The sequence below is a fragment of the Niallia sp. Sow4_A1 genome, from assembly GCF_052116745.1.
Classification (GTDB): domain Bacteria; phylum Bacillota; class Bacilli; order Bacillales; family Cytobacillaceae; genus Niallia; species Niallia hominis.
The window spans coordinates 1-19748 of sequence record NZ_JBQKKM010000021.1 but is presented as its reverse complement, the minus strand read 5'-3'; the positions used below and the strand labels follow the sequence as shown (position 1 = coordinate 19748).

The 19748-nt window shown below is 36.8% G+C and carries 21 protein-coding genes, 1 rRNA gene and 2 other annotated features; all 22 genes read right to left on the bottom strand.

Annotated features, from left to right (window positions below; translation table 11 throughout):
- Positions 1-46: 46 nt before the first annotated feature.
- The 22 genes from rplJ to rrf all read right to left on the bottom strand — a co-directional run bounded on the left by rplJ (position 47) and on the right by rrf (position 19421).
- Positions 47-547 (bottom strand): 50S ribosomal protein L10, encoded by a 501-nt coding sequence (rplJ, locus tag ACTQ5K_RS12865; RefSeq protein WP_031537890.1) that lies wholly within the window; start codon positions 545-547, stop codon positions 47-49.
- Positions 548-579: 32 nt separating this feature from the next.
- Positions 580-731 (bottom strand) — a sequence feature (ribosomal protein L10 leader region).
- A gap of 56 nt (positions 732-787) precedes the next feature.
- Positions 788-1477: a 50S ribosomal protein L1 gene (rplA, locus tag ACTQ5K_RS12860; protein WP_031537889.1), complete on the bottom strand. Its 690-nt coding sequence runs from the start codon at positions 1475-1477 to the stop codon at positions 788-790.
- Between the two features lie 114 nt (positions 1478-1591).
- Entirely contained in the window at positions 1592-2017 is a 426-nt protein-coding gene (gene rplK / locus ACTQ5K_RS12855; protein WP_031537888.1) for a 50S ribosomal protein L11, read from the bottom strand.
- A gap of 167 nt (positions 2018-2184) precedes the next feature.
- Positions 2185-2718, bottom strand: a complete 534-nt coding sequence (gene nusG, locus ACTQ5K_RS12850) for a transcription termination/antitermination protein NusG (protein WP_016204544.1) — start codon at positions 2716-2718, stop codon at positions 2185-2187.
- A gap of 171 nt (positions 2719-2889) precedes the next feature.
- On the bottom strand, positions 2890-3072 hold the full coding sequence (gene secE, locus ACTQ5K_RS12845; RefSeq protein ID WP_031537887.1) for a preprotein translocase subunit SecE: 183 nt from the start codon (positions 3070-3072) through the stop codon (positions 2890-2892).
- Between the two features lie 47 nt (positions 3073-3119).
- On the bottom strand, positions 3120-3263 hold the full coding sequence (rpmG, locus tag ACTQ5K_RS12840) for a 50S ribosomal protein L33 (protein WP_081836646.1): 144 nt from the start codon (positions 3261-3263) through the stop codon (positions 3120-3122).
- Positions 3264-3369: 106 nt separating this feature from the next.
- The gene (sigH, locus tag ACTQ5K_RS12835; protein ID WP_048717910.1) at positions 3370-4029 is read right to left on the bottom strand and encodes an RNA polymerase sporulation sigma factor SigH; all 660 of its coding nucleotides are present in this window, start codon (positions 4027-4029) and stop codon (positions 3370-3372) included.
- Between the two features lie 70 nt (positions 4030-4099).
- On the bottom strand, positions 4100-4609 hold the full coding sequence (locus ACTQ5K_RS12830; protein WP_048717912.1) for an NYN domain-containing protein: 510 nt from the start codon (positions 4607-4609) through the stop codon (positions 4100-4102).
- Between the two features lie 2 nt (positions 4610-4611).
- Entirely contained in the window at positions 4612-5355 is a 744-nt protein-coding gene (gene rlmB, locus ACTQ5K_RS12825) for a 23S rRNA (guanosine(2251)-2'-O)-methyltransferase RlmB (RefSeq protein ID WP_349204585.1), read from the bottom strand.
- A gap of 12 nt (positions 5356-5367) precedes the next feature.
- A complete protein-coding gene (locus tag ACTQ5K_RS12820) occupies positions 5368-5775 on the bottom strand; it encodes a Mini-ribonuclease 3 (protein ID WP_048717914.1) in 408 nt (135 codons plus the stop codon).
- Between the two features lie 3 nt (positions 5776-5778).
- Entirely contained in the window at positions 5779-7179 is a 1401-nt protein-coding gene (gene cysS, locus ACTQ5K_RS12815) for a cysteine--tRNA ligase (protein WP_284561149.1), read from the bottom strand.
- Positions 7179-7829: a serine O-acetyltransferase gene (gene cysE, locus ACTQ5K_RS12810; protein ID WP_048717919.1), complete on the bottom strand. Its 651-nt coding sequence runs from the start codon at positions 7827-7829 to the stop codon at positions 7179-7181. Before cysE ends, cysS begins: the two co-directional genes overlap by 1 nt.
- A gap of 436 nt (positions 7830-8265) precedes the next feature.
- Positions 8266-8501 (bottom strand) — a binding site (T-box leader).
- Positions 8502-8543: 42 nt separating this feature from the next.
- Positions 8544-10001: a glutamate--tRNA ligase gene (gltX, locus tag ACTQ5K_RS12805; protein WP_048717921.1), complete on the bottom strand. Its 1458-nt coding sequence runs from the start codon at positions 9999-10001 to the stop codon at positions 8544-8546.
- A gap of 92 nt (positions 10002-10093) precedes the next feature.
- A complete protein-coding gene (gene ispF, locus ACTQ5K_RS12800) occupies positions 10094-10576 on the bottom strand; it encodes a 2-C-methyl-D-erythritol 2,4-cyclodiphosphate synthase (RefSeq protein WP_349204584.1) in 483 nt (160 codons plus the stop codon).
- 50 nt (positions 10577-10626) lie between these two features.
- Positions 10627-11316, bottom strand: coding sequence for a 2-C-methyl-D-erythritol 4-phosphate cytidylyltransferase (ispD, locus tag ACTQ5K_RS12795; protein ID WP_031537876.1), 690 nt, complete (start codon positions 11314-11316; stop codon positions 10627-10629).
- 17 nt (positions 11317-11333) lie between these two features.
- Positions 11334-12407 (bottom strand): PIN/TRAM domain-containing protein, encoded by a 1074-nt coding sequence (locus ACTQ5K_RS12790; RefSeq protein ID WP_031537875.1) that lies wholly within the window; start codon positions 12405-12407, stop codon positions 11334-11336.
- A 398-nt stretch (positions 12408-12805) separates the two neighbouring features.
- The gene (radA, locus tag ACTQ5K_RS12785; protein ID WP_031537874.1) at positions 12806-14185 is read right to left on the bottom strand and encodes a DNA repair protein RadA; all 1380 of its coding nucleotides are present in this window, start codon (positions 14183-14185) and stop codon (positions 12806-12808) included.
- A gap of 180 nt (positions 14186-14365) precedes the next feature.
- Positions 14366-16816 carry an ATP-dependent protease ATP-binding subunit ClpC gene (gene clpC, locus ACTQ5K_RS12780; protein ID WP_031537873.1) on the bottom strand — a complete coding sequence of 817 codons (2451 nt, stop codon included), beginning with the start codon at positions 16814-16816 and terminating at the stop codon, positions 14366-14368.
- A 22-nt stretch (positions 16817-16838) separates the two neighbouring features.
- The gene (locus ACTQ5K_RS12775; protein WP_031537872.1) at positions 16839-17897 is read right to left on the bottom strand and encodes a protein arginine kinase; all 1059 of its coding nucleotides are present in this window, start codon (positions 17895-17897) and stop codon (positions 16839-16841) included.
- A 1-nt stretch (position 17898) separates the two neighbouring features.
- On the bottom strand, positions 17899-18447 hold the full coding sequence (locus tag ACTQ5K_RS12770; protein WP_031537871.1) for a UvrB/UvrC motif-containing protein: 549 nt from the start codon (positions 18445-18447) through the stop codon (positions 17899-17901).
- A 30-nt stretch (positions 18448-18477) separates the two neighbouring features.
- Positions 18478-18939 carry a CtsR family transcriptional regulator gene (locus ACTQ5K_RS12765; RefSeq protein WP_031537870.1) on the bottom strand — a complete coding sequence of 154 codons (462 nt, stop codon included), beginning with the start codon at positions 18937-18939 and terminating at the stop codon, positions 18478-18480.
- 365 nt (positions 18940-19304) lie between these two features.
- A 5S ribosomal RNA gene (gene rrf / locus ACTQ5K_RS12760) occupies positions 19305-19421 on the bottom strand.
- Positions 19422-19748 lie beyond the last annotated feature (327 nt).

Below are 19748 nucleotides of genomic sequence, written 5' to 3'. Positions count from 1 at the left end.
CCTCCTTGTATTTTGGGTTTTTTATGATACGTTTCCGTATTAAATATTAAGCGCCTTGTTCTTCTTTTTGATCTGCAACTGCTTTTGTAGCAAGAGCAAGGTTGCGGATTGGTGCTTGAAGAACGCTGAGTAACATAGAAAGTAAACCTTCGCGTGATGGAAGTTCAGCAAGAGCTTTCACTTCTTCAACTGTTGCTAAGTTTCCTTCGATTACTCCTGCTTTAATTTCTAACGCTTCGTGTTTTTTTGCGAAGTCGTTTAAAATTTTTGCTGGTGCAACAACATCCTCTGTACTGAACGCAATAGCGTTAGGACCAGTTAGAGATTCGTTTAAACCTGCTAATTCAACAGATTCTGCAGCACGGCGAGTTAAAGAGTTTTTGAAAACTTTGAACTCTACTCCTGCTTCACGAAGTTGTTTACGAAGTTCAGTTACTTCTGAAACAGTCAAACCACGGTAGTCAACAACGATTGTTGATTTACTCGCTTTGAATTTTTCAGCAATATCAGATACTATTTGTTGCTTTTGTTCGATTACGCTGCTCATCTTTACACCTCCTGTAGAATTTCTACATTTATACCGACAAATAAAATCCTCCATATCATTTAGACATGGAGGTGTATACAATAGTCGTTCTCACAACTGATCAAATAATCTATCGTATTACCTCGGCAGGACATTAAGCTAAAATTTTAGCACCTACTGTCTACGGTACAAATGTTATTTATTTTTTCAACAAGATGAAGTATATGATATCCATCTCATTTTGTCAAATACCAATTTTTATCAAACAGTAGAAGGATCTACTTTTACGCCAGGACCCATTGTTGAAGTAACAGAAACGTTCTTCATGTAAGTTCCTTTTGCAGCTGCTGGTTTTGCTTTTGACATTGTATCAAAGATAGTTTGGAAGTTTTCAACTAGTTTAGCATCATCAAATGATACTTTACCGATTGGAACATGTACGTTACCAGCTTTATCTACACGGTATTCTACTTTACCAGCCTTAATTTCGTTAACTGCTTTCGTTACATCAAATGTAACTGTTCCAGTTTTAGGGTTTGGCATTAAACCTTTAGGTCCTAATACACGACCAAGTTTACCAACTTCACCCATCATGTCTGGTGTTGCAACGATTACGTCGAAATCAAACCAACCTTGTTGGATTTTATTTATATATTCAGCATCGCCTACATAGTCTGCTCCTGCTGCTTCAGCTTCTTTTAATTTTTCACCTTTAGCGAAAACTAAAACGCGTTGAGTTTTACCAGTTCCGTTTGGAAGAACTACTGCTCCACGGATTTGTTGGTCAGCTTTCTTAGGGTCAACGCCTAGACGGAAAGCAACCTCAACAGATGCATCAAATTTTGTAGTGCTAGTTTTTCTTACTAATTCAATTGCTTCTTGAATTGGGTAAGCTTTAGTACGATCAACAAGTTTGATAGCTTCTAAATACTTCTTACCTTTTTTAGCCATAACTTTATTTCCTCCTTGAATTGTGGTTTTAGCGGAATTACCTCCCACGAATAAAGGTTGCGACTAAAGATTTACCGTCGTCACAACCTTAATCAACACTAACCATATATAGGTTTAGTCTTCAATAACAATACCCATGCTGCGGGCAGTACCTTCAACCATGCGCATAGCGGATTCAACGCTAGCTGCATTTAGATCGGGCATTTTTGTTTCAGCAATCTCGCGTACTTTATCACGCTTAACAGTTGCTACTTTATTACGATTTGGTTCACCAGAACCAGACTCGATACCAGCTGCTTTTTTAAGTAAAACTGCAGCAGGTGGAGTTTTTGTAATAAATGTAAATGAACGGTCTTCGAAAACCGTAATCTCAACAGGAATTATTAAACCAGCTTGTTCAGCTGTACGAGCGTTAAACTCCTTACAGAATCCCATGATGTTTACGCCAGCTTGACCCAATGCAGGACCAACTGGTGGTGCCGGATTCGCTTTAGCTGCTGGGATTTGCAATTTAACAACTTTAATTACTTTTTTAGCCACGAGACACACCTCCTTAAAGTCCGTGATGTGGTAATAGGGGTTTCCCCTCCCACTCAACTTTTCGTCTTTATATGAAATAAAGAAATTTGACAATATCCTATCTCTTTATGAGATATACTGACCTATGAAATAGTAACACTTTTTCAATATCATTTCAAGTTTTCTAGTTAAAATTTTTCAATTTGTGTAAAATCGAGTTCCACAGGGGTATCTCTTCCAAACATATTTACTAGTACTTTAACCTTTGCCTTATCCTTATCAATTTCCTCAACAGTCCCAGTAAAGTTAGCAAATGGACCTTCATTCACCTTCACTGTTTCCCCTAATTCGAACTCAATTTCAATTCTTTGTTCCTCGACACCCATTCTCTTCAGAATCACTTGGACTTCTTCTGGTAAAAGTGGAGTTGGCTTTGAGCCCGATCCAGCAGAGCCTACGAACCCAGTTACACCAGGGGTATTACGAACTACATACCAAGAATCATCTGTCATAACAATTTCTACCAACACATAACCTGGGAAAACTTTTCTTTTTACTACTTTTGTTTTACCATTTCTAATATCGGTTTCTTCTTCTTCAGGTACCACAACGCGGAAAATTTTATCTTGCATCGCCATTGTTTCTACCCTTTTTTCTAAATTGGCTTTCACCTTATTTTCATATCCGGAGTACGTATGCACTACATACCAGTTTTTTTCCATAAAAGAGGACTTTTTCGTCCGTCCCTCCCTGTAACTTTATTTTTTCGTGCTGTTTTTTTATAGTATCTGTAAGGAACAATTCATTTATTTTTCAGCAAATGAAAAAACCCGTTACCGGGCTTTTGTAAATGTTTCCTATCGTTTTACCATTATACCATGAGTAGACAACTGTTATTCAAGTATTAAACGAATAAGTTCAGAAATTCCTAAATCAACAACCGCAAAGAAGATAGCAAAAAAGACAACAGTTACAAGAACTGTGAGCGTATAATTAGTTAACTCTTTCTTTCTTGGCCAACTAACCTTTCTTAATTCTCTACCAACTTCGCGAAAATACTTAACAGCACTTTGCATTTTGTTACCTCCATCTTTAAGTGCGGGTAATTTATTCTAAAAAATCGTTATTTTGTTTCTTTATGAACGGTGTGAGCATTACAATTTTGACAAAATTTCTTTATCTCCAAACGGTCTGTTCCATTGTTACTCACAGTAGAATAATTTCTTGACCCACATTTTTCACATGCTAACACAAGCTTTTTTCTCATTTCACATTACACCTACTACGTCCTTTATATCTTCTCAAACTGTATCATGGACACGCATAAGATGTCAATATCAGTAAATATTTGCTATTTCAAAAAAAATTGATGCTTAAAGCGAAAATTCTCTTATTTCTAAATATCGCTCTAACTTTCTCTTCACTCGTTGTAGAGCATTATCAATCGACTTTACATGTCTATTTAATTCTTCAGAAATTTCCTGATAAGATTGACCATCAAGATATAGAGACAATACTTTTCTTTCTAAATCACTCAATAATTCAGACATTTTTATCTCAATATGATCATATTCTTCCTGATTAATGATTAATTCTTCTGGATCAAGAACCTTTGCACCAGATATAATATCCATTAATGTTCGATCAGATTCTTCATCATAGATAGGCTTGTCCAAAGAAACATAAGAATTTAAAGGAATATGCTTTTGCCTAGTTGCCGTTTTAATAGCAGTTATAATCTGGCGTGTTATACATAGTTCTGCAAAAGCTTTAAATGAGGAGAGTTTGTCCTCTTTAAAGTCACGAATCGCCTTATAAAGACCAATCATTCCTTCTTGTACAATATCTTCTTTGTCTGCTCCGATTAAGAAATAGGATCTGGCTTTAGCTCGCACAAAGTTACGATACTTTTGAATTAAGTAATCTAAAGCATCACTTTCCCCTTTGTGCACCAATTCCACTAACACTTCATCTTCAAGTTCCATATAATTTCTAATATATTCGTTACTCTTAGTCCAGTTGTCAGTACTCATACAGATCCCCCCGACCGTGCAATCATGGATAAATCCATTATACTCTAGCTTTTTTTTGAGCGTCAACAACTCATTTCTCTCCACGGCGCCATTTTTCGAAAATTTCTTCTATTTCTCTCGAAAGCGGAATCTTAGCAACAGGCTTTTTTTCTTTTATTTTTTTTACTTTTTTCCCTATTTCCTGCTCCATGCCACCCATCTCTATCCACAATTCCCGGGCTGATTTTCGCAGGGCACCTTGTCCAAAAATCGCCCACTGTTCCGTAAAATCTGATGTCGCAACATGTATTTGTGTTTTTCTGTTATTTAGCTCAATAGCAAGCTTTTCAATCCGTTCATCAGCTGTTTCGTTTTCCCGAGTAAAAATGACTTCCACCTTGTAATCTTTATACTTTTTCTCTGTCCCCTTCACATAATAGGCATCAAATACAACTATTACTCGATATCCTGAATATCCCTGATACTCCGCCATTTTACTAACCAAAGCATCCCTTGCTGCTGCAAGATCTTTATGTTTTAGCGCATTTAATTCTGGCCAAGCTCCAATAATGTTATATCCATCGACGATAAGAATATCCATTTTTATCCCTCAAGTGGATGGCGTTTCCGATATACCTCATACATTAAAAGTGCGGCTGCAACAGAAGCATTTAACGAAGTGACAGCTCCAGCCATAGGTAAATGAATAAGGAAATCACATTTATCCTTAATCAGCCTTCCCATGCCTTTTCCTTCACTACCAATCACTAATCCTAATGGCATCGTTCCATCGAATCTCCGATAATCTTCACTTCCTTTTGCATCTGTTCCTGCAATCCATATTCCTCTCGTCTTAAGTTCCTCTATCGTCCTTGCCATATTTGTCACACGTACAACAGGAATATGCTCAATAGCACCCGTGGAAGCTTTGGCTACAGTTGCCGTTAAACCTACTGCCCGTCTCCGAGGAATAATAATGCCGTGCGCACCTACTGCATCAGCCGTTCTCATGATAGATCCTAAATTATGCGGATCCTCAATTTCATCAAGCAACAAGAAAAAGGGTGTTTCTTGCTTCTTTTCTGCTAATGCAAACAAATCATCTATTTCTGCATACTGATAGGCAGCAACTTGCGCTACAACCCCTTGATGATTCACATCTACCAAGCTATCTAATTTTTTTTTGGGAACGAATTGAACGAGTACATTTTCCTGTTTAGCTAAACCGATTACTGTTTGCATTTGGCCCTTTTGGGATCCTTCTGCAATAAGTATTTTATTTACATCTCTTTCTGATTTTAATGCTTCAATTACTGCATTTTTTCCAACAATAAAGTCACTAGACACTTTTTGCTCCTCCTATTTGCTTTCAATGATAGAAAAAGCCGCTTGGATTATTTCCTCAAGTCGCTCTTCTTTCATCGCTAAATATAAATATCCTAATACCGCTTCAAAACCAGTACTATATCGATATGTCTGTACATCCGTATTTTTAGGGACCGTACCCGATTTTGCATTTCTTCCCCTCTTTAATACTGCTATTTCCTCTTCCGAAAAAAATTCCTTTTCAAGGAGGTGATGCACTACTTTTGCCTGTCCTTTAGCTGATACATATCTGGTAGCTTCCCTATGAAGCTGATTTGGCTTCACTTTTCCGCTATATAACAAATGTCTTCTTACATATATTTCAAGAACAGCATCACCCATATAGGCAAGGGCAAGGCTGTTCAATTGCTTTTCATCTACTTTTTTTTCATAGAGAAGCATCTTTTACCCTCTTTTCCATCGTATACCTTGTGCTGTGTCCTCTAAAATGATATTCATTGCCTTTAATTGATCTCTAATTTGATCAGCAAGGGCAAAATTTCTATCCTTTCTTGCTTGTGTTCTTTTTTCAATCAGTGCTTCTATTTCTTCATCTAATAATTCCTCATCAAGAGATAGGGATAGACCAAGCACTCCAAATAATTCTTCAAATTCATTCATAAAAGCATGAATAACAGCAGGTGATGTTGTTTTTTCAAGTAGGTAATAGTTTGCTTGCTTCGATAATTCAAATAGAACAGATATTCCGTTCGCTGTATTAAAATCATCATCCATACTTTCAACAAATTGTTTTCGAAGATCAGCAATTTTAGCAATCCATTCGTCATTTGTATCAGTAAGATCTGTACTTGCTGTACTGCGATGCTTTAAGTTTTCATAAGAAGTCCGAATTCTTTCTAAACCAGCTCTTGTCTTTTCCAATACCTCTTCACTATAGTTAATTGGATTGCGATAATGAACAGATAGCATAAAGAATCTTAACACTTGTGGATCATGAATTTTAATAATATCATTTACCGTAATAAAATTCCCAAGCGACTTAGACATCTTCTCATTATCAATGTTAATATATCCATTATGCATCCAATAATTAGCAAAAGTCTTTCCAGTTAATGCTTCAGACTGAGCAATTTCATTTTCGTGATGGGGAAATGCCAAATCCTGCCCGCCTGCATGGATATCAATGGTATCACCCAAATATTTGCGGACCATTGCAGAGCATTCGATATGCCACCCCGGACGCCCTTGCCCCCAAGGACTTTCCCAGAAAATCTCTCCATCTTTCGCCTTCTTCCATAGAGCGAAATCTAATGAATCTTGTTTTTTCTCTCCTACTGCAATTCTAGCACCTGAGCGCAGTTCATCAATGGATTGATGAGAGAGCTTACCATATCCATTAAAAGCTCTTGTATGATAATAGACATCACCTTCTGACTCATAGGCAATGCCCTTTTCAATTAATGCAGCAATAAAATCGATAATAATATCCATATTCTCTGTTACACGGGGATGCGAATCAGCTTTTTTGCAGCCCAATGCGGAAACATCCTCAAAGTATGCATGGATAAAGCGGTCAGCAATAACCGGTACTGTTTCTCCAAGTTCATTTGCTGCTTTAATCAATTTATCATCCACATCAGTGAAGTTGGATACGTATTGTACATCATAACCACGGAATTCTAGATAGCGACGAACTGTGTCAAAAACAATAGCAGGACGAGCATTACCAATATGGATATAATTATAGACTGTTGGTCCACACACATACATTTTTACCTTTCCCTCTTCAAGTGGAACAAAGTCCTCCTTTACTCTTGATAAAGTGTTATATATTTGAATAGACATTACTTATAACTCCTTTCATCCTGTAATTCTTTTAGTTGTTCTTTTAATTGAGTAATTTCCATTTCCATTTCTTTTAGTCGATCAGCAACTGGATCTGGTAAATCACAATGATTTAAGTCTTTCTTTATTTTAATACCATCTTGTACCTTTACTCTCCCCGGAATACCTACAACCGTTGAATTTGCTGGTACGTCTCTAAGCACAACGGAACCAGCACCGATTTTCGCATTTTCCCCAATAACAATTGATCCTAATACTTTGGCTCCTGAGGCAATCAGCGCATTATCCTTAACAGTCGGATGTCTTTTTCCTTTTTCTTTCCCTGTTCCCCCAAGCGTTACTCCCTGAAAAATGGTGACATTATCCCCAATTTCACACGTCTCCCCTATGACAACGCCCATTCCGTGATCAATAAATAGTCGATTTCCGATCTTTGCTCCTGGGTGTATTTCAATACCTGTCAAAAAGCGGCAAAATTGTGAGATGACCCTAGCTAGGAAGAACCTTTTATGTCTATATAAAAAATGAGCAATTCGATGAAACCATATGGCATGCAACCCTGAGTAGGTTAAGATAACCTCTATTGAGCTTCTTGCAGCAGGATCTTGTTCAAACACAACTGCAACATCCTCTTTTATGCGCCGAAACATACTAATCTCCCCCCATTTGCAACTATATTCTGCTTTCTAACAGTCATACTCCTTAAAAATGGATCGTTGTTCTTTCGCTTCATTTCCTAAAATAATTATTTTTATGCAAAAGATACATCAGTTTAATACCATTATTGTTAATATAAAATTAGAACTTAGAAATTCTCCCGACTCTCCATACAGACAATACTCTAAAAACAAATCTATCACCACAAGGTAAACGTACTCCCTCCAAATAGCAAGTTCGCTCTTACCTTTAATGAATAAAGAAACCTTCATCAGTCGAGGGCCCTCTCCCGATGGTTTGTTGAACCAATGGGACCTTTACGGAAAGTTAACCTCCCACTTATCTTCTTATTTTCCATAAGCTTTTAGGAGAATTACTGTCCATTAAGAATGGGATAAATCCATAAAAAAAGCGTCTCTGTCTAAAAAAGACAGAGACGCTTTTTGAGGCGCGGTTCCACTCTGTTTAGACTATCGCTCGTAAACGATAATCTCCACTCAATCCCTGTTAACGGTTAGGTTCCGCCTCTATCTACTAAAACATTTTTTCGATATAGGACTCTGAGGTGCACTTCAAAAAAGAGGTTACTTGAATCACTTTCAGCCGGGTGATGATTCTCTCTAATAAGCTTCTCCTTTTTTACTTTTCCTCATCTACGATTTTTCTATATAGCTTTCCTATTACTATATTACATTTCCCTAGAAATGTTAACTAATTAATGCTGTTAATCTTGCATCAATTTTTTCTCTTCCTAGAAGCTCAATGGCTTTTGGTAAATCTGGTCCATGCGTTTGTCCTGTTGTAGCAACTCGAATTGGCATAAATAAGTTTTTACCCTTTTGACCGGTAGCCTTTTGAACTGCTTTAATGGAAGCCTTTATCTGATCAGCACTCCATTCCGACATTTCAGCTAATGCTTCTTTAAAGGCTTGTACTACTGCAGGAACTTGTTCCCCAGCTAAAACTTCTTTTGCTTCTTCATCATAATGAATTTCGTCACTGAAGAACAAAGTAGATAAGTCTACAATATCTGCTCCACAGCTCATTTGTTCTTGGTATAAAGCAACCAAATTATTTACCCATGCCTCTTCTTCAGCAGAACGATTTTCATTCACTAAGCCAGCTTTTTCTAAATGTGGAACAGCTAGACGCACAACAGTTTCTATATTTGCCTTTTTAATATATTGATTATTCATCCATGCCAATTTATTTTGATCAAATAGCGCAGGAGATTTAGACAATCTCGCTGGATCAAAAATACGAATAAATTCTTCAATAGAGAATAATTCCTCTTCGCCTTCTGGAGACCAGCCTAATAAAGCAATAAAATTGAATAACGCTTCAGGTAAATAGCCTAGTTCTTCATATTGCTCAATAAATTGAATAATTGATTCATCACGCTTACTCAATTTCTTTCTGCTTTCATTGACAATTAATGTCATATGCCCAAATATCGGTCTTTCCCAACCAAATGCATCATAGAGCATCAATTGTTTTGGTGTATTGGTAATATGATCATCTCCACGTAAAACATGGGTGATATCCATTAAATGATCATCAATAGACACAGCAAAGTTATATGTTGGAGTCCCGTCCTTTTTAACAATGACATAATCGCCAATTGTTTCTGATTCAAAAGAAACTTCCCCTTTAACCATATCATTAAATTCATAAACAACATTTTCAGGAACACGAATTCGAATACTAGGCTGTCTTCCCTCAGCTTCTAATTTCCCCTGTTGTTCTTTTGTTAAATGGCGACATTTGCCTGAATACTTAGGTGTTTCTCCTTTGCTTACTTGTTCTTCTCTTTCTGCTTCAATTTCCTCTTCCGTACAATAACATTTATAAGCAAGTCCTTTTTCCAATAATTCTGTGTAGTACTTTTTGTAAATATCATTTCTTTCAGACTGACGATACGGACCATATTCACCACCAACATCCGTACTTTCATCCCAGTCCATTCCAAGCCATTTTAAATATTTCAGCTGGCTTTCTTCTCCACCTTGAATATTTCTTTTTTTATCAGTATCTTCAATGCGGATAATAAACTTTCCGCCTTTACTACGTGCAAATAAATAATTAAATAATGCTGTACGCGCATTCCCAATATGCAGATGTCCCGTTGGACTTGGAGCATAACGAACACGAATTTCGTTAGACATGCTTGTGCCTCCTTGATTACTTACGCTTTTTCTAATCTATTCTATCACTTTGCTTTTTCCTTTAAAAGGTTTCGTCCTTAATTACCTATCATTTATCCATTTCTTTTTTGGAGTAATACAACCGCTTGTGATGCAATTCCTTCTCCTCTTCCAGTAAACCCTAATTTCTCTGTAGTAGTCGCTTTTACATTTACATTTTCCTGTTCTGTTTCGAGCAACTCCGCAATCCTTGCTTGCATTGCCTGAATATGGGGTGCCATTTTAGGTTGCTGTGCCATAATCGTACAATCAGCATTTACTAATTTATAGCCTTTTTCCTTCACTATTTGCCATACATGCTGCAATAGTTTTGCTGAATCAGCATCTTTAAATGCATCATCCGTATCTGGAAAATGATTTCCAATATCTCCTTCTCCAATAGCTCCTAAACAGGCATCCGCAATCGTATGTAGTAAAACATCTGCATCAGAGTGTCCGAGCAGTCCCTTTTCATGCGGTATTTCTATCCCACCGATAATAAGCGGCCTGCCGACTACTAATTGATGAACATCAAAACCTTGTCCAATCCGAAACATCTTAAAAATCCTCCAGTCTTTTTCCCTTATTAAAAAATATTACTCTCTCGCTAGTTCTTTATTTTTCGCTTCGCTACTATTGCTTCAGCAAAGTATAAATCTTCCGGTGTCGTCAATTTAATATTGTCATAGTTTCCTTCAACAATGTGAACAGCTTGTCCAAATCTCTCCACCAAACTAGCATCGTCTGTACCTATATATGTATCTACAACCGCCTTTTCATGTGCCTCTTTTAAAATGGAAATGCGAAAAGCTTGTGGGGTCTGAATAGCCCACAAGCTTGAACGCTCAACTGTTTCCACTACCAAATCACCATCAACCCTTTTGACAGTATCTTTAATTGGTACTGCTAAAACAGCTGCGCCACTTTCCTCTGCAACCTTTGTCAATCTAGCTATTTGATCTGTTTGAATAAAAGGTCTAGCCGCATCATGAACAAGAACGATCGTATCATCCGATATTTCCTTTACTGCATGGTAGACACTGTGTTGTCTTTCACTACCACCCTCAATTAGTGCAGCAACTTTCATAATTGCATATTTCTTTACTAGTTCACTCATTTGTTTTTTATCGTCTGAACTAACTACCAACCAAATTCCATTACAGTTTGGATCATTTTCGAAAACAAGTAAGGTATGAATAAATACTGGTAAATGGTCTAACTCAAGAAACAGTTTGTTCTTTCCTAATCCCATTCGTTTCCCTTGTCCAGCTGCCGGAATAATGACTTCATAAGCCATGTTACTAACCCCTATTCTTACAATGCTTTTTCTAATAACTTTGGTTTAGCAAAAATCATTCGACCCGCAGACGTCTGCAAGACACTTGTTACAAGAACATCTATATGTTTTCCAATATAATTGCGTCCTTCTTCCACAACAATCATTGTTCCATCATCTAGATATGCAACACCTTGATTATGTTCTTTCCCGTCTTTGATAATTTGGATTTTCATCTCTTCTCCAGGAAGAACAACCGGTTTTACGGCATTTGCCAAGTCGTTAATATTAAGAACAGCAACCTTCTGCAGTTCACAAACTTTATTTAGGTTAAAATCATTCGTTACAACAACACCATTAGTCAATTTAGCTAATTTAACTAGTTTACTATCTACTTCTGTGATATCTTCAAAATCACCTTCGTAAATTTCCACTTTAATCGCTAACTCTTTTTGTATCCGATTAAGAATATCTAACCCTCTTCTTCCTCGATTACGTTTAAGCGCATCTGATGAATCTGCTATATGCTGAAGCTCTCCAAGAACAAATTGCGGAATAACAATGGTGCCCTCTAGGAACCCTGTTTGGCAAATATCCGCAATTCTCCCATCAATAATAACACTAGTATCCAATATTTTTAAATTACTTTTTTCAACTTTTAAGGGTTCTTCTTCCACTACTTTTTTCTTTCTTGCTGTGAAGAGCGTTAACAGTTCATCTCTCTTCTTAAAGCCAACTTGAAAACCTAAATATCCAAAAAGTAATGACAAAAGAATTGGCGCGACATTATTAAGCACAGGAACAGATGTTAACGCATACCCTACTAAAAAGGCCAAAGTTAACCCAAATCCTATTCCAACACTACCAAAAATAATATCTGTTATTGGAGCCTTTACAATCGATTCTTCCAAGAACTTGATAAAGTTAACAATATAATCAATCGCCCAAAAAGTAATAAGATAAAAAATAATGGCACCAAGTATTGCTGACACATATGCGTTATTAATAAGATTATGATCAATAGACATTATGGAGAATAAATCAGGAATGAATAAAAATCCTATTGTTCCTCCAATAATTAAAAAACAAATTTGAACAATGCGTTTTAACAATACTTCCACCTCCTCTTTCACATTATAAACAAATTCCCAGATTTGAAACCTAATATTACAGGAATTTTTTATTTGTAATGAAAAAGTTATTTTTATAGATATGATGACTATGCCAAATACTAGTGTTAATTTTGATGCAATCCTTATACATTGCGCGGGAAATAATAATATACTGTAAATACTTCCTTCGTATCTATCTATAAAAATTATGGATAAAGGAAGATACATAGAAAAACATATAATTCCCAACTGTAAATTGAAAAGATAACACAGACAGAGAGATAAATATCTATTTTATTTGATAAAACTAGATTAGCATTAAAAATAAATCGCTGTCAAATAATTAAATACTCCATTTTAACACAACTAAAAATTCACATCAATGTATTTTTTCTTAATTAGTCCCCAAAAGCGGCTGTTAATGCCTCTGCCACTGAACTAACTCCCACAACCTTTATTCCCTCTGGTGCCTTTAGACCGCTTAAATTATTGCTTGGAATAATAACACGTTCAAACCCAAGTTTTGCAGCCTCCTGTACTCTTTGCTCAATACGAGAAACTCTTCTAACTTCCCCAGTTAATCCAACTTCTCCTATAATGCAATCCGTAGCTTTAGTTGGTTTATCTCTAAAGCTTGACGCAATACTTACTGCGATTGCTAAATCAATAGCAGGCTCATCCAGTTTTACCCCACCAGCTACCTTTAAATAAGCATCCTGATTCTGTAATAACATTCCTACTCTTTTTTCTAACACTGCCATTAAAAGCGGGACTCTATTATGATCAATCCCAGTCGCCATCCTCCTTGGATTACCAAAGCTCGTCGGTGAAATCAATGCTTGGATTTCAACAAGAACAGGTCTCGTCCCTTCCATTGATGCTACAACTGTTGAACCCGCGGCACCTTGTGAACGCTCTTCTAGGAAAATTTCAGATGGATTCTCTACTTCTTCAAGACCAAATTCTTTCATTTCAAAAATGCCCATCTCATTGGTAGACCCAAATCGATTCTTTACTGCCCGCAAAATGCGATATGTATGATGTCTTTCTCCCTCGAAATATAAAACAGTGTCCACCATATGTTCTAACAATCTTGGACCTGCTATAGATCCTTCTTTTGTAACATGTCCTACAATAAAAATTGCTATTCCTTTTGTTTTTCCAATTCGCATCAATTCCGCTGTACATTCTCTAACTTGAGAAACACTTCCAGGTGCAGAAGTAACTTCGGGATGATAGATTGTTTGAATCGAATCAATAACAACAAACTCTACATTCGTATTTTCAATCGTTCTACTTATTTCTTCTAGATTGGTTTCCGAATAAACAAGCAAATGGTCTGAAACTACACCTAACCGATCTGCTCTTAATTTTGTTTGCTTCTGAGATTCCTCCCCAGATACGTATAAAACGGAATGCTTCTTCTGTGCCAATTGAGAAGAAACTTGTAATAAAAGCGTAGACTTCCCTATCCCTGGATCGCCCCCTATTAATACGAGTGAACCTCGAACTATTCCTCCTCCAAGCACACGATTTAATTCGATTAAATCTGTATAAATTCTAGGTTCATTAACAGTTTCAATGCTTGTTATAGGAATCGGTTTTGCAGCAATCGTACTGGTAGCTGTGTGGGCAAACGCTCCTTTTCTTTGAACAGCGCTTTTCTCTACTTCTTCCACCATGGTATTCCAGTTGCCACATCCTGGACATTTCCCCATCCATTTTGCAGATTCATATCCGCAATCCTGACAAAGAAATTTTGTTTTCCTTTTGGCCATATTCAGCACCCTTTTCCTTGTATACTCATTTCTTCTTCTACCTTAATGATATGTATTCCCGGTATGTTGCTATACGAAAATACTTAGATGGTAATCTTACACCTATATTTTATTAAATAAAGAAAGGACACACGCAGGAAGCTGTAATACGTGTGTCACTTATATTCATTTACTCGTTTATTATTTTTGTAAATTTACTGCTGGCTCTGCTCCATTGACCTTTACTGTGAACTCACCATTCTCTACATCTAACTCAATCTGTTGACCAGTTAATACGGTTCCTTTTAGAAGCTCTTCCGATAATCGGTCCTCTACATGTCTTTGTATCGCACGACGAAGTGGTCTTGCTCCATACTCTGGATCATAGCCTTCTTCCGCTATTTTTTCTTTTGCCGCTTCTGTAATAGATAGTTGAATGTCCTGTTCTACTAGGCGTTTAACTAATTGATCTGCCATTAAAGTAACGATTTCTTTTAAATGCTTTTTCTCTAATGCATGGAAAACAATTGTCTCATCGATACGATTTAAAAACTCTGGACGGAATGCTCTTTTCAGCTCTTCCATTACTTTACCCTTCATATCTTTATAATCTTGGTCTCCATCCTGAACATTGAAACCAACATATTTATTTTGTTTCAACGCAGAAGCACCAACATTAGATGTCATTATTAAGACAGTATTACGGAAATCAACCGTTCTTCCTTTTGAGTCTGTAAGTCGACCATCTTCTAGAACTTGAAGTAAGATATTGAATACATCTGGATGTGCCTTCTCAATTTCATCTAAAAGCACGACAGAGTATGGTTTTCTTCTTACTTTCTCCGTTAATTGTCCGCCTTCTTCATATCCGACATACCCTGGAGGAGATCCTACTAGCCTTGAAGTAGAGTGCTTCTCCATGTATTCAGACATATCGATACGAATCATCGCATCTTCATCCCCAAACATAGACTCCGCAAGGGCACGAGCAAGCTCCGTCTTACCCACCCCAGTAGGACCAAGGAAAATAAAGGAACCAATTGGTCTCTTTGGATCTTTTAATCCAGCTCTAGCACGTCTTACTGCTTTAGAAATCGCAATTACTGCTTCTTCTTGACCAATTACTCGATTGTGAAGAATATTTTCCATGTTTAATAACTTATCTGTTTCTGTTTGTGCAAGCTTAGATACAGGGATTCCAGTCCAGCTAGAAACAACACTCGCAATATCTTCCACTGTCACTTCTGTATTCTCTTGTCCTTGCTTTTCTTTCCAATTCTTCTTCGTCTCTTCTAACTGTTCTCTCAATCTTTGTTCCGTATCACGTAAAGATGCCGCCTTCTCGAATTCTTGACTTTGAACAGAAGCATCCTTTTCTTTGCGTACTTCCTCTAACTTTACTTCCAACTCTTTTAAGTTAGGAGGAGTTGTATAAGATCTTAAACGGACCTTAGAACCAGCCTCATCAATCAAGTCAATTGCTTTATCTGGTAAGAAGCGATCAGAAATATAGCGATCAGATAATTTTACAGCTGCATCAATTGCTTCATCTGTAATTGAAACACGATGATGTGCCTCATAGCGATCTCTTAAACCTTTTAAAATTTGAATAGATTCTTCACTTGTAGGTTCATCTACTGTAATAGGCTGGAATCTTCTTTCTAATGCCGCATCTTTTTCAATATATTTACGATATTCATCTAATGTAGTAGCACCAATACATTGAAGCTCCCCACGCGCTAGAGATGGTTTCAAAATATTGGAAGCATCAATTGCACCTTCTGCTCCACCAGCACCAATTAACGTATGCAACTCATCGATGAATAGAATAATATTACCAGCTTGGCGAATTTCATCCATTACCTTCTTTAAACGGTCTTCAAATTCACCACGGTATTTCGTACCAGCCACAACTGTCCCCATATCTAATGTCATAACACGTTTATCCCTTAATATTTCCGGAACTTCATTTTGAACAATTTGTTGTGCAAGGCCTTCAGCAATAGCTGTTTTACCAACACCAGGTTCCCCAATTAATACAGGGTTATTTTTTGTTCGTCTGCTTAACACTTCAATAACACGTTGGATTTCCTTGCTTCTACCAATAACCGGATCTAGGCTTCCTTCTCTTGCAATAGCTGTTAAATCACGAGCTAAACTATCTAGAGTTGGGGTATTAGCACTAGCTGCCGATCCACCTGGATGGTTGCCAGACTCACTACTTCCAAGTAATTGAAGTACTTGTTGGCGAGCTTTATTTAGGCTTACACCTAAATTATTTAATACTCTAGCAGCAACCCCTTCTCCTTCTCTTATTAACCCTAAAAGGATATGTTCTGTACCTACATATGAATGACCTAATTTCCTTGCTTCATCCATCGACAGTTCTATTACTTTTTTAGCTCTTGGTGTATAATGAATAGTTTGTGCTGCATCTTGCCCACGGCCGATCAAGTTTTCTACTTCCTCTTGAATTTTTTCTGCACCTAATCCAAGCGCCTGTAAAGCCTTTGCTGCGATTCCTTCCCCTTCACGAACTAACCCAAGTAAAATATGCTCTGTACCAATATTATTATGACCTAAGCGAATTGCTTCTTCCTGGGAAAGTGCCAATACCTTCTGCGCTCTTTCTGTAAATCGGCCAAACATCATACTTTCATCCTCCTTAGAATCTTTATTCTGTTTCCAATTTTAATCTTTCTCTTATTAAGGATGCACGACGAATATCGCGATCAGTTGGATTCATTTGTTCTCCAGCGTAAAGTTGTAAAAACCCTGGCTGGGTAAGAATCATTAATTCATTAAGGATACTTTTTGATATATTTTTGATATATCCCATATCAATACCTAATCGAACATCGGAAAGGCATTTAGCTGCTTCCTTTGTTTCCATAATACGACTATTGCATAATATTCCATAGGAGCGGAAAACTCTATCTTCTAATTGTATGTTGGAGGTTTGTGCTAATGCATTTCTTGCTCCTTTTTCTTGCTCAATCAACTGCATAACGACACTTTTTAGTTCCTCCATGATGTCTTTTTCAGATCTTCCTAATGTTATTTGATTGGATATCTGAAAAATATTTCCAAGTGCCTCACTACCTTCTCCATAAATACCTCTAACCACTAAGCCAAGCTGTTGAATAGCCGGAATAATTCGACTCATTTGTTGCGTTAACACCATTCCTGGCAAATGCATCATTACAGAAGCTCTTAAACCTGTTCCTATATTAGTCGGACAGCTTGTTAAATATCCCATTTCTGTATGATAAGCATAATTTATCTTTTTTTCTATTAAATCATCCATTGAATCAGCTTCTTTAAATGCTTCATCTATTTGGAGACCAGGCTTTATACACTGAATTCGAATATGATCTTCTTCGTTAATCATTATGCTTAACTCTTCATCTTCTGATAATATTACAGCTCCATTAGGAGATTGGTCAGCAAGCTGAGGACTAATGAGATGCTTTTCTACTAGAACTCTTTTCTCTAATGTGTTTAACTCACTCATTGCAAGCAATTCTAGTTCTTGATTGAATTGCTTTAATAGAGAATCCTCCACCTGCTGAATCACATTATCAGCTTCTTCTTTTGAAAATAAAAGAGGAAAATTCACGTTCTGTATATTCCTAGCTAATCGAATCCGAGAGGTAAGCACAATTTCAGAGTCAGGTCCCTCGGAACTCATCCATGAAGTCCGTGCTTTACTTATAAATTTTTCTAAAGACACGTTACTCCCCTCCCTCATTAAAAGAAGTTAACTGTTGTTCTTTATGCTTTATTTCATCTCGAATAACTGCTGCTTTTTCAAACTCTTCCCTATTAATTAGATCTTTGAGCTCTATTCGCAACTGGTCAATTTCCTTTTTAATGAGGTAATGACCACCTATTCGTTCTGGAATTTTCCCTTTATGCTCTACATTACCACCATGCAATCGTTTAATGAATGGCAGCAATTGTTCTTTAAATGTATCATAACAGTGAGGACAGCCTAATTTACCAACTTTCCTGAATTGAGAAAATGTCATCTGACACTCTTTGCACTGTAAAGGCTGTTGTCGCTTATAAGTATCCTCAGTGATGTGTTGAAAACTTGGCTCTATATTTAGTAACCCCGCTAATAAACTGTTTAAAGATAAACCAGTTGTTCCGTTTATCATAAACATATCACCATTTTCTTGTGCACAATGCTCGCAGAGATGAAACTCTGTCTTATTCCCATTAATATTTTTTGAAAAATGTAAAGTAGCTGGTCTTTGATTACATTCAGAACACATCATGTTTCTCACCTCAATTTAAAAACTGGGATGTTATTTATATTTTAATGATGTTAACATCGCCTTTAATAATCTTGCTCTTAATTCATCTCGATAAGGTAATTCTAAATATAATACAGAGCGATCGATTACACTTAACATAATCTTTGCTTCTCGCTTATTAATAACATCTTCTTCTACTAGTCGAAGAATTAAATCTTCCGCACTGTTTTGAGGTATCCGACTTTGAATAAGGGATAGTAATTGATCAATTAAATGGGCATGATCATGTGTTTGAACCTTCATAATTCGAATGAAACCACCGCCACCACGTTTACTTTCAACTACATACCCCTTTTCAATAGTGAAACGAGTATTAATAACATAATTAATTTGTGATGGGACACACTCAAATTTATCGGCAATTTCACTTCGCTTTATTTCCACTAATGATTTTTCGCTCATTTCTAATACTTCTTTTAAGTAAAGCTCAATTATATCCGAAATATTTCTCACCAAGCCTCCCCCTTCTGACTTTGACTATATTTGACTATAATTATACACGATAAAAATAATATTTAGCAAGGAAGACGTTTTATTAATTTTCCCATTTTTTAGTGATTCCAAACCTACTATCATCATTCTTTCATGCCAGAAAGGAGAGTATGTATAAAGATTATATTAACTATAGTCTGATTTATCACAATTTTCAAGTTTAAATAATTTGCCGAGGCTTATCTTATTGAATAAAAAAATAATATATATTTATATTTATCAAGCGAAAGAAACTTAAAAGATTAAAACATTTGGGGTAAATATAAAAAGGGATAATTAAAATAAAAAAAGCCCTAAAAGCATAATGCTTTTAGAACCTTTTGACAGCCTGGCGACGTCCTACTCTCACAGGGGGAGAACCCCCAACTACCATCGGCGCTGAGAAGCTTAACTTCCGTGTTCGGTATGGGAACGGGTGTGACCTTCTCGCTATCGCCACCAGACTATTGATTTTTGAGAGTTATTCCCTCAAAACTAGATTATGAAGTAAAAGAAAAGAAACAAGTAATCTCACTTAGCTTACGCTAAGTTTTATTGTCCAGCTCCAACGCCTATCGCCTATCAAACTTCCGATCATCTCTTTTGCGTAAGTCAACATCGATTCACTTACGTTCATCGTGTTTCCTTTATCGAAAGAACAAGCTCTTCCAGTTTGTACGCCGATAAACAGGCGTTTCCGCTTTTCGTTTTAGTTAAGTCCTCGATCTATTAGTATCAGTCAGCTCCACATGTCGCCACGCTTCCACCTCTGACCTATCAACCTGATCATC

What these genes read in the sequence shown, in the direction of transcription:
- rplJ (WP_031537890.1), bottom strand. Translation starts at nt 547, where the DNA reads ATGAGCAGCGTAATCGAACAAAAGCAACAAATAGTATCTGATATTGCT.
- rplA (WP_031537889.1), bottom strand. Translation starts at nt 1,477, where the DNA reads ATGGCTAAAAAAGGTAAGAAGTATTTAGAAGCTATCAAACTTGTTGAT.
- nusG (WP_016204544.1), bottom strand. Translation starts at nt 2,718, where the DNA reads ATGGAAAAAAACTGGTATGTAGTGCATACGTACTCCGGATATGAAAAT.
- secE (WP_031537887.1), bottom strand. Translation starts at nt 3,072, where the DNA reads ATGCAAAGTGCTGTTAAGTATTTTCGCGAAGTTGGTAGAGAATTAAGA.
- rpmG (WP_081836646.1), bottom strand. Translation starts at nt 3,263, where the DNA reads ATGAGAAAAAAGCTTGTGTTAGCATGTGAAAAATGTGGGTCAAGAAAT.
- sigH (WP_048717910.1), bottom strand. Translation starts at nt 4,029, where the DNA reads ATGAGTACTGACAACTGGACTAAGAGTAACGAATATATTAGAAATTAT.
- ACTQ5K_RS12830 (WP_048717912.1), bottom strand. Translation starts at nt 4,609, where the DNA reads ATGGATATTCTTATCGTCGATGGATATAACATTATTGGAGCTTGGCCA.
- ACTQ5K_RS12820 (WP_048717914.1), bottom strand. Translation starts at nt 5,775, where the DNA reads ATGCTTCTCTATGAAAAAAAAGTAGATGAAAAGCAATTGAACAGCCTT.
- cysS (WP_284561149.1), bottom strand. Translation starts at nt 7,179, where the DNA reads ATGTCTATTCAAATATATAACACTTTATCAAGAGTAAAGGAGGACTTT.
- cysE (WP_048717919.1), bottom strand. Translation starts at nt 7,829, where the DNA reads ATGTTTCGGCGCATAAAAGAGGATGTTGCAGTTGTGTTTGAACAAGAT.
- gltX (WP_048717921.1), bottom strand. Translation starts at nt 10,001, where the DNA reads ATGTCTAACGAAATTCGTGTTCGTTATGCTCCAAGTCCAACGGGACAT.
- ispF (WP_349204584.1), bottom strand. Translation starts at nt 10,576, where the DNA reads ATGTTTCGGATTGGACAAGGTTTTGATGTTCATCAATTAGTAGTCGGC.
- ispD (WP_031537876.1), bottom strand. Translation starts at nt 11,316, where the DNA reads ATGGCTTATGAAGTCATTATTCCGGCAGCTGGACAAGGGAAACGAATG.
- radA (WP_031537874.1), bottom strand. Translation starts at nt 14,185, where the DNA reads ATGGCCAAAAGGAAAACAAAATTTCTTTGTCAGGATTGCGGATATGAA.
- clpC (WP_031537873.1), bottom strand. Translation starts at nt 16,816, where the DNA reads ATGATGTTTGGCCGATTTACAGAAAGAGCGCAGAAGGTATTGGCACTT.
- ACTQ5K_RS12770 (WP_031537871.1), bottom strand. Translation starts at nt 18,447, where the DNA reads ATGATGTGTTCTGAATGTAATCAAAGACCAGCTACTTTACATTTTTCA.